Origin of the sequence: Cellvibrio chitinivorans (assembly GCF_035117775.1) — a bacterium.
In the GTDB taxonomy this organism is placed as follows: domain Bacteria; phylum Pseudomonadota; class Gammaproteobacteria; order Pseudomonadales; family Cellvibrionaceae; genus Cellvibrio; species Cellvibrio chitinivorans.
Genome location: NZ_JAYKKN010000001.1, coordinates 387,383 through 398,174, shown reverse-complemented (window position 1 = coordinate 398,174; position 10,792 = coordinate 387,383). Strand labels below are relative to the sequence as shown.

The following is a 10,792-nucleotide window of genomic DNA, read 5'->3' as shown; positions in this document are numbered from 1 at the left end:
AAGCGGGTTTTTTATTAACTCATCCAAATGTGCGATGAATTAGAACTTGGCGCGAACACCCAGAGTGGTACGAGCTTCGTAGATGTTTTGATCAACTACTACGTCTTCCCACTGCATGTAGGATTCTTCGTACTCTTCGGTCAGGTTGGTGCCTTGCAAGTAAACAGTAACGTTGTCGTTAATGTCGTAGCTTACCGATGCATCAACATAAGCAGTTGGCGCTGACCACATGGCAGATGGGTTGCCATCAATCCACTGACGGTTCATGAAGCGCTCGCTGCGGTAGTTGTAAGCAACACGTGCTTGCCATTGCTCATACTCGTACCACAACACGGCGTTAACCTGATGTTTGGAGTTGTCTTGTACAGGCATGGTTTTGCCGTAGAAGTCTTTTTGGCTGCCTTCACCAGTGGTGTAGGTGTAGTTCAGGGTAGTACCCAAGCCACTCCAGGCACCTGGCAGGAAGTCGAAACCTTGTTGGTAGGCAACTTCCCAGCCCTTCATTACATTACCTTCGGTGTTTTCAGTAATGGTCAAGTCGATCTGGTTGGTATTGCGCAGTACGCCATCTGAATCAGGTACTGGATCGATTTTGGTACTGCTGTTGGCGATACCGGTTTCCAGATCTACACGGAAGGCGCCAATGCTCACCATGCCTGCATCGGTGAAGTACCACTCAAACGATGCGTCAAAGTTTTCGGAGCGCCATGGGTCCATGTAGGGGTTGCCGTATTCAGACGCACTAACTGACTTGAACACATTGTTGGTTGAGTCATAGTTGGTGGTGAAAATGCGGCCGCGACCCAAGAGGTTGGCATCCATTTGCTGCATAGTTTTGGTGTAAGCCAAACGCAGTTTGGTGCTGTCTGACGTATCAAACGCGATGTTCATACGCGGCAGGAAGTCATTGAAGCTGCGATCAGTTACATTGGTGCCGGTGATGGTACGTGGAGTGCCATCGAGCGTTGGGTAGGTTACGCCATCCACTACAGTGGTGTAGGTGGAAGAGCTGGTGTACTTGGTGACTGACAGGTCGGTCTCGATGTACTGCATACCCACGTTTGCTTGATAGGGCAGACCAGCTTCACCTTCAAAAGAGGCTTGCACGTAGAAGGTTTGAGTTTTGTCTTCAACGATGTAGCTCTCAGCGCCATCTTTTACGCTGATGTTGCCTGGGTACAGCAATTCCTGGAAAGCGAGGTTATTTTTCATCGCATTGGTATCGATGAAGTAGTAGCTATTGCCATCGCTTGCTGGGCCGAAATCACTGATTGAGGTGATCAAGCCCATATTTTGCAGATCAGTGAAGGAGAAGGTTTGTGCGATAGTTTCGCCACCTTTCACGCCTTCAAGACCTGAGTCTCTCCACTTGGAATAAACAGTTACGTCGTTGCCGTTGGCATCTTTAACTACGAACGGAGCTACGTAATCGTATTGATCACGCACTACTTCACGGTCGGCAAAGCGGTAGCCGAAGTCCAACTTCATGCCGTCCTGGAAGTCGTAGGTACCGTCTACACGGAATACATCCAGAGTCGATTCTTCATCGCGGTTTTGATCCGCAAAGCTGGATACCAAACCGTAGCTGTTGATGTCTTGGCCGAAACCTTCAGGATAGGTGAAGCTTGGGTGTTTGCCGGAGAAATCAGCCACAACCGGTACGCGATCCGGGCCGTAGCCGTTAGGGTTAACCGGTGCTGTTACACCGCCAACATTGGTACTCAAACCATGCTGCGCGCCGCTAGTGATGAATGCATCGGCAAAGTTGCGGGTGTAGTCGTTGGTTGCATTGCCATGAATGTAGCGCACCGAACCGCTCAGGTTGTCAGTCAGCTCAATGTTGGCTTGCAAGTTGAAGTTGAGTGATTCGCGCTCGGACATTTGTGTTTCGCTCTTGGCGAGAACACGCACTACGTCCAGGTTGGTGATATCGGCGGTGTAGAAATCTTTACCGTTGCCGCCAACAGCAGCACCACGATTAACCAGATTTGCATCCGGGTTGGCAGAAACCCAGTCGTATGAACTCCAGGCGTTGTCGGCGATCAGGCCGTTAACATAGTCGCCTTGATCCATCTTGGTGTAGAACACATCGGCCAATAATTCGATGCGATCAGTCGCTTGGAACTGCACGCTACCAGAAAGACCAGTGCGCTCACGCTCGGTGGTTTTGTTGGTTGCGCCGTAGTCGATGGTGCCGAAGAGTACGTCGTTGGTATCGCCGTCACCGGTCAAATCAGTTGGGGTGTTGTAGCCAGGCCAAGCGCCATCTTCGTTGTAACCGCGGTACCAGCCTTCGCTGTACATGCCGTAGCGGTAGTTGGCCATAGTGGCTTTGGAGTTGGTAACGGTCACAATGGCGCCGAAATTATCGCCATTGTTGAAACCGGCAAAGCCAGCCACTTTATGGCCGGTTTCGTCATCGGTGTAGCTACCTTGTGAACCTTCCGCAGAACCTGCGAAAGTCCAGCCTTCTTCCATATCAAATGGGCGGCGAGTTCTCAGGTCGATAGTACCGGCAACACCGGCAGCCAGAGTTTTGGCTTGAGAGGACTTCATTACATCCACGCGTGACAACAATTCAGCGGGAATGTCGGTCAATTCTGGTTGGGTAGTGGTGATTGAGCCTGCGCTCAGAAATTGCTCGCCGTTCAGCAGCGTGCTGACTTGCGGCATACCACGCACGTTTACTTGGGCGCCTTCACCCGCGCTGCGGCGGATTTGGATGCCAGGAATACGTTGCAGCGAGTCGGCAATGGTGTTGTCAGGCAATTTACCAATGTCTTCCGCACTGATCGCATCAACCACCGAACCTGCATCGCGCTTAACGCTGACAGAGTTGGTTAAGGATGCTCTGATCCCGGTTACAACAACTTCTTCGATGCCGCTGTCTTGTGCAACAGCGCCGGTGGCCATACAGGTTGCGATCATTGTTGATAACAATGTCTTACTAAAACCAATAGAACTTCTCATGTGTGTGTCCTCTAGCTTTAACTTCTTAAAATAGTGTTTCGGTAATACTTGATAGCTACCGATTTCCAGAGGCGCGGCTAATAGTCAAATCCACCCAGCTCCTATGGAGTGGGCGGGATCCTATTTGTAAACGTTTACATTTTCAAACGGTTTGTGTAACAAAAAAGGGCGAAAAAAATGGGTTTATTAGTGAAAATAATAAAATGTGTTCTTTTTTGGTGCAGCTTTATTTTTGATAATATTTTATATCTTTATGATTATTAAAGATATTTTTCATTTTTGTGAAGGCGACAGTCATTTTTAGTAATAGTATTTAAGAAAATTGTTACGCTGTGTTACCGCTGTAAAAGAAGTGTAAACGATTACAGGTTGTTACTTATGGTTACGCATTATTTGCAGGCTGGATGTTATATAGAGGAGTGACTAACGCGTTCGGCCAAAGGTAAGGCGATGAAATTTGCGGTAGAGATACGTGGTTATAGCAGAGGCATAAATCTGTATTTTATCCCCCACTGCACCTAGAGTTCGGCCGAAGGTGCGGTGCCAGAATGCGGCGGGTTTGCGCTCGGCAAAGATATGAATCAGGTAGGCGAGCAAAATCACCAGAATCACGCAGAGCGTATAAACCAGCAGCTTGTTCTGTTCGGTAGCGAAGTGATTTATCAACATATATCCGATGTGCGCATGAACTAGATAGAGGGGATAGGTCAGGGCGCCCGCTAGGCGTGAGCCGGGCAAGCGAATTTGACTGCCCCAAGCAGAATTTATCAGCTGGAAAAAGAGAAAAAAGCCAGTCACCAGGCCTGCGATTAGCAGATTGTTGTAATCCACATTTTTGCTTACTTCGATTAAATTTACTTTTTCCTGAGAAAATGAAATACATAGATAAAAACAGATCAACAGCGGCGCCAGCGACGCTAAAGATCGATCCTGTTTGCGCAGGGCGAATAAACAGCCCGCGGCGAAATAACAGAAATAACCACCCATATAAGGCAGGTGGGATAAGCCCGCGATTTTGGCGATCAGCATGGCAACTGGCCAGAGCATAAACACCAGCGCTAACTTGTCATGGAACCCCAGTGCCAGCAGTGCAAAAACGGCCAAATAAAACTTCCATTCGTATTGCAGCGTCCAGTAAACACCATCGACAAAGCTGTAACCCAAGAGGGTGGGGAACATGGTCAGGTTGGCGATGACTTGGGGGGCGGTTACAGACATAAGCTCTCCGCCGATAAAAAATGCCATTGCGCTGGTCAGCAATACCGCCACCCAGAATGCGGGAAACAAGCGCACTGCGCGCGAGGTGAGGAAATCGCCGGCAGATTTATTTTGCGCGGAAAAAAAGATTACATAGCCGCTGATGATGAAGAAAAAATCTACACCCAAGTAGCCGTATTTGACGAAATCGCCCACCCCCGGAATAGCGCTAATGGATTCAATTTTGCCAGTTTGCGTACCGTTATAAAGATAGTGGGAAGCAAGAACCCAGAGGGCAGCGAGAAAGCGCCCATGGTCCAATAGTTCCAGTCGTTTCATGGCTTGCTCCTTGTCATGCGATATCGAGATGTGCGGCAACTTCAAGCGAGGGAGGTGGTAGCTTGAATTGCCTTGGCCGATCAGGCTGAAGCAATTATCTCGCCAAATTGGTATTGAAGGGGCGGAGATGAAAAAACCGGCAACGACTGCAGTCATTGCAGGCTTTGTGTGTGGATATCTCTGAGCGGCGTGTAACTTTTATAGTGAAGCGGGTAAAAATTACTGGCAGAGCTGAATCGCTTTTTGCGCTTGGGTCGATAATTCGGTTTGTAGTGATGGATCAAGGCGCAGTTGTTTGGCCAGTTCTTGCAAATAAGCGCGTTCCATAAAGTTCTCCTCATCCACCACCAAAATACTGGCCAGATACATCTCGGCGGCAATTTCCGGAGTGCTGGCGGCAGCGGCAATCGCTGTAGGGTCGAGCGGCTTTTTCAGCTCCTGATCTACCCAGCTCAGCAGGCTTGGGTCTTGGGTGATCTTGGCGATTTCACCATCGATCAACTGGCGCTCGCGTTCATCCACATGGCCATCGGCTTTGGCGGCGGCGATGATGGCAATCAAAATCGCGCGGCTGTGCTGTTCGGCCTGCGCGGGAGGGATGCGATCAATGGTTTGCGGTTCTGGGGTATTGGCTTGTTGCTGTGACGAGTTTTGCTGTGCCTGCCAGTTGCCATAGGCTTTGTAGGCGATCACCCCCAGCGCGGCCAAACCGCCATAAGTCAGCACTGTGCCGCCCATTTTGCGGCCTTTTTTACTGCCAAGCAGCAAGCCCAATGCACCGCCACCCAAGGCAGCGCCGGCTTTGCCAGATAACAATCCGCTCAGATTGCCCAGCAATGAATCCACCGATGTTGGCTGTGAATTGGATGATTGGTTGTGCTGCTGTCCGTATCCCGATTGCTGAGTGCCGCCCTTGTTTTGCATCAAGTCGGTACCGGCTTTTAGTAATTGATTCAATAAGTTGGTGGTGTTCATCTGCGTGTCCTTTGGTGTGTTGTGTTGCAGTTTTAATCTTGTGTTTAGCCAGATTCATGGGGCTGGCTTGTTCAGATAACAAGCAGTGCAGGGTTAAGTTTGGTGAAGCTTGCACTGTTGCGTTGGCAACTCCGCACGAGCCTGAGTGTAGAATGCGGCGATTTGATTTCAGAGCCACAGACATGACCCCAGTAGTTGCTGCATCTGCGCAGGATAAAAAACGCATTCCCACCAATATCATCACCGGCTTTTTGGGAGTGGGTAAAACCACAGCGATTACCCATCTGCTCAAAACCAAACCCGAACATGAGGTCTGGTCGGTATTGGTCAATGAGTTTGGCGAAATCGGCATTGATGGCGCCTTATTAAAAGGTACTAACGCCCATGTGCGCGAGGTGCCGGGCGGCTGCATCTGCTGTGTAGCGGGGCTGCCGATGAAAATCGCGCTCAATATGCTGATCGCCAAAACCAATCCCGACCGCATCATTATTGAGCCGACGGGGCTTGGTCATCCCGAAGAAATCATCAATACATTGACTGGCGAGTACTACGATACGGTCTTGGATTTGCGCGCCACCATCACGCTGGTTGATCCACGTAAACTGGCTGATGAGCGCTACACCGAAAACGCCACTTTTCAGGATCAAATAGCCGTGGCCGATGTGCTGGTTGCGAACAAGTTGGATCAATGCAGTAGCGAGGATCGCATCCTATTTGATCAGTTGGTGAGTCGCTTTGAACCGCCTAAAGCCGCAACTTATGCGGTCGAACTAGGTCAATTGGAATTGGAATGGCTGGATGTGCCGCGCAGCCGTCATCAGCTTGAGCATCCGCAGCATCACGCCGCGCAGCGCAATCGCCTTAGCCCTCAGCGCGAGCTGTACAACAATGCGATCCAGCTACCCGAAGGGCAGGATTTTCTGCGTCGCGAAAATCAGGGGCAGGGCATGTATTCCTGTGGTTGGCTGTTCCGCCCGGAGCTGCGTTTTGGTTTTAATCAGCTGTTTGGTTGGATGACCGGCCTGCCGGTGTTGCGCAGCAAAGCGGTGATGAATACCGATCAGGGCGTATATATGTTCAATGCCGAAAACGGTGTGCTCAGTGTCAAACCCTTAATGATGGGGGAGAATCCGGAGTTGCTCGATAGCCGTATAGAACTGATTGATGACAAGGTATTGATGCTGGCAGAGTTGGAGGCTGAGCTCTTTGCGTGCCGCTTGGATGCGTCGGTGTAATTGACCTTTTATGGTGCAAGAAGCGGCGTGTAGAACCAATTGGACGCAGGAAATCTCACTAACTTAACGGTATTGAGCTAAGGTTAAGGGTAGAGTCCATTAGGAAACTTACTAAAAACAACACCTTTCAGGGGTCATAAAATGATGTTATTGCTCTCGTTGTTGGCGATATGGATATTAGTTGCCGTCTTAACCTACCACCAGGTCGCGCTGATTGCGTCCTCCTGCATAGTGATTGTTGCCTGGCTCGGCCTTGGCTTGCTGGTCACGCCGCATATGTTATCGCTGTGGTTGGTTATCCCTTTTGTTGCGATTTTAGTGATTCTGAACGTCGCCCCGGTACGCCGTGCGCTGCTTACCAAACCTGTATATGCGATGCTCAAAAAGTCCATGCCGCCGATCAGCTCCACCGAGCGCGATGCTCTGGAAGCCGGTACCACTTGGTGGGAAAAAGAGCTGTTTAGCGGCAGCCCTGATTGGAATGAATTTGCGCAGATCAATTTGCCGCAACTGACCGCCGAAGAGCAGTCGTTTCTCGATAACGAAGTCAATGAGCTGTGCGGATTGTTGGATGAATGGGATATCCAGAACAACCGCAAAGACCTGTCGCCCGAGGCTTGGCAGTATCTGAAAGATAAAAACTTCTTTGGTTTGATCATCCCCAAAGAATACGGCGGGCGCGATTTCAGCCCTCACGCACAAAGCCGCATTATGAGCAAAATCGCCAGCCGTTCCGGCACTGCAGCTGTTACTGCTATGGTGCCCAACTCCCTCGGTCCAGGCGAACTGCTGGTGAAATACGGCACCGAAGAGCAGCGCCAACGCTGGCTGCCCGGTTTGGCCAACGGCACTGAAATTCCCTGTTTTGGTTTGACTGGCCCAGAGGCGGGTTCCGATGCCGGTTCGATTCCCGATGTGGGTATTGTCTGTAAAGGCATGCACGAAGGTCAGGAAGTGCTCGGCCTTAAACTCACCTTCAGCAAGCGCTGGATCACTCTGGCACCTGTCGCAACTGTGGTTGGTTTGGCGTTCAAACTTCAGGATCCTGAAGGTTTATTGGGTGATCCATCCAAAAAAGAATACGGCATTACCTGTGCGCTGATTCCGGCAAATCATCCGGGTGTGGAAATCGGCAAGCGCCACAACCCCGGCTCACCCTTTATGAATGGCCCGATTTTCGGTACCGATGTGTTTATCCCGGTTGATTGGATCATCGGCGGCGCTGCTATGGCTGGTAAAGGTTGGCGCATGCTGATCGAATGTTTGGGTGCGGGCCGTGGTGTGTCACTGCCTGCTTTATCGACCGCCAGCAGTGAAATGAACTACCGCATGGTGGGCGCTTATGCGCGCATTCGTCGCCAGTTCAATATGGAGGTCGGCAAGTTTGAAGGTGTGCAAGAGGCGACTGCCGAAATCGCTGCGACCGGTTATACCCTTGAAGCTATGCGCCAGTTTGTCACCAAAGGTTTGGAGACCGGCGCACCTTCGGTGATGACCGCAATGGCGAAATACCACGCCACTGAAATGATGCGTAAATCGGTCGAGCATGCGATGGATGTGGTCGGTGGCCGCGCCATCCAGATGGGGCCGCGCAACTTTTTAGTCGCGTCTTATCACTCGGTACCGGTGGCGATCACTGTGGAAGGGGCGAATATTCTGACTCGCTCGCTGATGATCTTTGGGCAGGGCGCGATGCGCTGTCATCCCTTCCTGTTTGAAGAAATGCTAACCCTGCAAATGGATGATTCAACCGAAGGTTTGAAGCAATTCGACAAGCTGTTCTCACGCCATTTGGGGCATATCTTCAGCAACTTGTTACGCACCAAGCTCTTGGGCTTTGTGGGCGGTCGGTTCAGCAGCGTACCGGCTAATGCCGATGCCTTTAGCGCCCGCTGGTACCAGCGCATCAACCTATTGAGCGCGTCGCTGGCGTCTATGTCAGATATCGCCTTGGGTGTATTGGGCGGTAATCTGAAGCGCCGTGAGCTGCTTTCGGCGCGTTTGGGCGATGTACACAGCCAACTTTTCATCGCCTGCTCTATTCTGAAGTTCCACTCCGCGCATCCACGCACCCGTGCCGAAGATGCGCACGCGGAATATGCGCTGACCCGCGCGTTTAATATCGCCCAGGAAGCGCTGCGCGATTTTGCAGATAACTTCCCCCTTTCATGGTTGGCCAAGATGGTTCGGTTTGTCACCATGCCCTGCGGCAAGATTGTGCATAAGCCTAATGATGATTTGATCCGCGAGCTGGGTGATCTGATCATGGAAGAGAATCCTGTGCGCCAGCTGTTGGGGCAGTATCTCTATGTCACCCATGATCCGGAAGATGCTTTTGGTCGTGTGGAAAGCACCTATCAGATGTTGCTATCGCTGGGACCAGTCTGGCAGGCATTCAGCAGAGCCAAAAGCAGCGGCAAAATTTCCGGTGCAACGACCGAAGAGCTGGCCAAAGATGCAGCAGCGAAAAATATCATTCAGCCGCAAGATGTTGCGCGAGTGGTGGAATACGACGCACGTCGCTTCGATTGTCTGATCACCGATGCGTTTGATAAGTTGTAATTCAGTCAGGTGATGTAGAGTGTAAAAAAACCCGCTGCGGCGGGTTTTTTATTATCTCAACGCACGATTTGAGAGAGGGGAAATACAAAAGGAATTATTTCTATCCTGTATTTATTGCGACTGATTAAGGTGATAACTCTTCCTTCGCCATAACACAACAATTTCGGCCTTGTGCTTTAGCATCGTAGAGCGCGTTATCAGCGCGTTTAAAGGTAGAGGCAAAGTCCTCATCAACATGTTTTTCACTAATCCCGAAGCTGGCACTGATAGAAAGTGGATTTTCTGGCTCAAAGATTGTGTCGTAAATAGCCATACGGATTTTTTCAGCAAGCTCTTTTGCAATTTCTTTGGGGGTGCTGGGCATAATAATGACAAATTCTTCACCGCCCCAGCGTCCGAGAAAATCTTGCTTGCGAATACTGTTGCTAATGAGTGCTGAAATCGCTTGCAATATCCGATCGCCTGTATCGTGACCACGTCGGTCATTTATGCGCTTGAAATGATCTACATCGATAACGATGAGCGAAAAGTCTGGTGCGTTGCGGTGCTCATCTTTTTCTTTGTTAAAAATTAATAAGGTTGCGACAATTTGATCAATTCCGAAACGGTTATAGGCCTGAGTTAATGGGTCAATTGTTGATAAGCGACGGAATTTATCGGTTTCTAAAGAAAGCTGTAAGTTTTTATGATTTAGCTGATTGATAGTTTTGACATCGTGTTTGCTTTGCTTATTAAGTCGAGCCAACTTAATAAGTGCATAGGAAAAAATACCCAGCATCCAGCAACTCAAAATCAATAAATACCAATGTTCTGCAGAAATCCATTCGCCGACAAATTCAATTTTTTCAATTTTCATGTCGTGGTTGCCGGGAGTCATTCCTTCTACATAATCGATGCCTAGTGTTAAAGCATTCCTCATATCTGGATGTGAAAGATTGCGCGGTATGTCGTAACTGCTGAGCCACCAGTCGGCCACAATAAATTCATTCAAATCAATGTGTAACTCGTTTATTAAATCTTTTGTGTGCAACGTAACAGCATTAAATTTGGTGCTATTTGTGTCAGCTATAGTGGAATAAGCTGGATTGAAATTGCGAATGTACAGTCGCATCCGATGTGCACTGCCAGTGTAATGAAGCTTGATGTTGAGTTGGGTGTACTTAGATAAATCTATCCCTTGGTCCGGGGCTGTTTCCAGTAGAGCATTAAAACTACATGCAAAATACTCATTAGGTGGGATGTCAGGATAAGTGCAGCGCCAGACGCCATTATTTTGGTTTATCCAATAAGCTGCAGGTACTTCGTTTTGCGGTGATGATGAATAAAAATATGTATTAACCTGAGGGTTAGGCCAGATAACAAAGCGCTTGTGAGGGAAAAACCCCTGTGCAATCACTGCTACTAGTGTGAGCAAGATTGCTAGCAATAGGGCAGAGTTAAAGTTTTTATCGTTCATTGGGTGCTATATCGAGCCACAATGGAGCAGGAGTTTTGATTAAAGCAGAGATTTGTCC

General features: G+C 49.5%; 6 protein-coding genes. 2 read left to right on the top strand and 4 right to left on the bottom strand.

Features of this window, described 5'->3' with window-relative positions:
- Positions 1 to 39 precede the first annotated feature (39 nt).
- The 3 genes from SPL68_RS01675 to SPL68_RS01665 form a co-directional block, all read right to left on the bottom strand.
- Positions 40 to 2,970 (bottom strand): TonB-dependent receptor, encoded by a 2,931-nt coding sequence (locus SPL68_RS01675; RefSeq protein WP_323813327.1) that lies wholly within the window; start codon positions 2,968 to 2,970, stop codon positions 40 to 42.
- A gap of 423 nt (positions 2,971 to 3,393) precedes the next feature.
- The gene (locus tag SPL68_RS01670; RefSeq protein ID WP_323813326.1) at positions 3,394 to 4,506 is read right to left on the bottom strand and encodes an acyltransferase family protein; all 1,113 of its coding nucleotides are present in this window, start codon (positions 4,504 to 4,506) and stop codon (positions 3,394 to 3,396) included.
- Positions 4,507 to 4,725: 219 nt separating this feature from the next.
- Entirely contained in the window at positions 4,726 to 5,481 is a 756-nt protein-coding gene (locus SPL68_RS01665; protein ID WP_323813325.1) for a tellurite resistance TerB family protein, read from the bottom strand.
- Positions 5,482 to 5,663: 182 nt separating this feature from the next.
- Between SPL68_RS01665 and SPL68_RS01660 the strand changes: the two genes are divergently transcribed.
- Positions 5,664 to 6,716, top strand: a complete 1,053-nt coding sequence (locus SPL68_RS01660; protein ID WP_323813324.1) for a CobW family GTP-binding protein — start codon at positions 5,664 to 5,666, stop codon at positions 6,714 to 6,716.
- A gap of 141 nt (positions 6,717 to 6,857) precedes the next feature.
- Positions 6,858 to 9,278 (top strand): acyl-CoA dehydrogenase, encoded by a 2,421-nt coding sequence (locus SPL68_RS01655; protein ID WP_323813323.1) that lies wholly within the window; start codon positions 6,858 to 6,860, stop codon positions 9,276 to 9,278.
- Positions 9,279 to 9,402: 124 nt separating this feature from the next.
- Here SPL68_RS01655 and SPL68_RS01650 read toward each other — a convergent pair whose 3' ends face one another.
- A complete protein-coding gene (locus SPL68_RS01650; protein ID WP_323813322.1) occupies positions 9,403 to 10,734 on the bottom strand; it encodes a GGDEF domain-containing protein in 1,332 nt (443 codons plus the stop codon).
- Positions 10,735 to 10,792 lie beyond the last annotated feature (58 nt).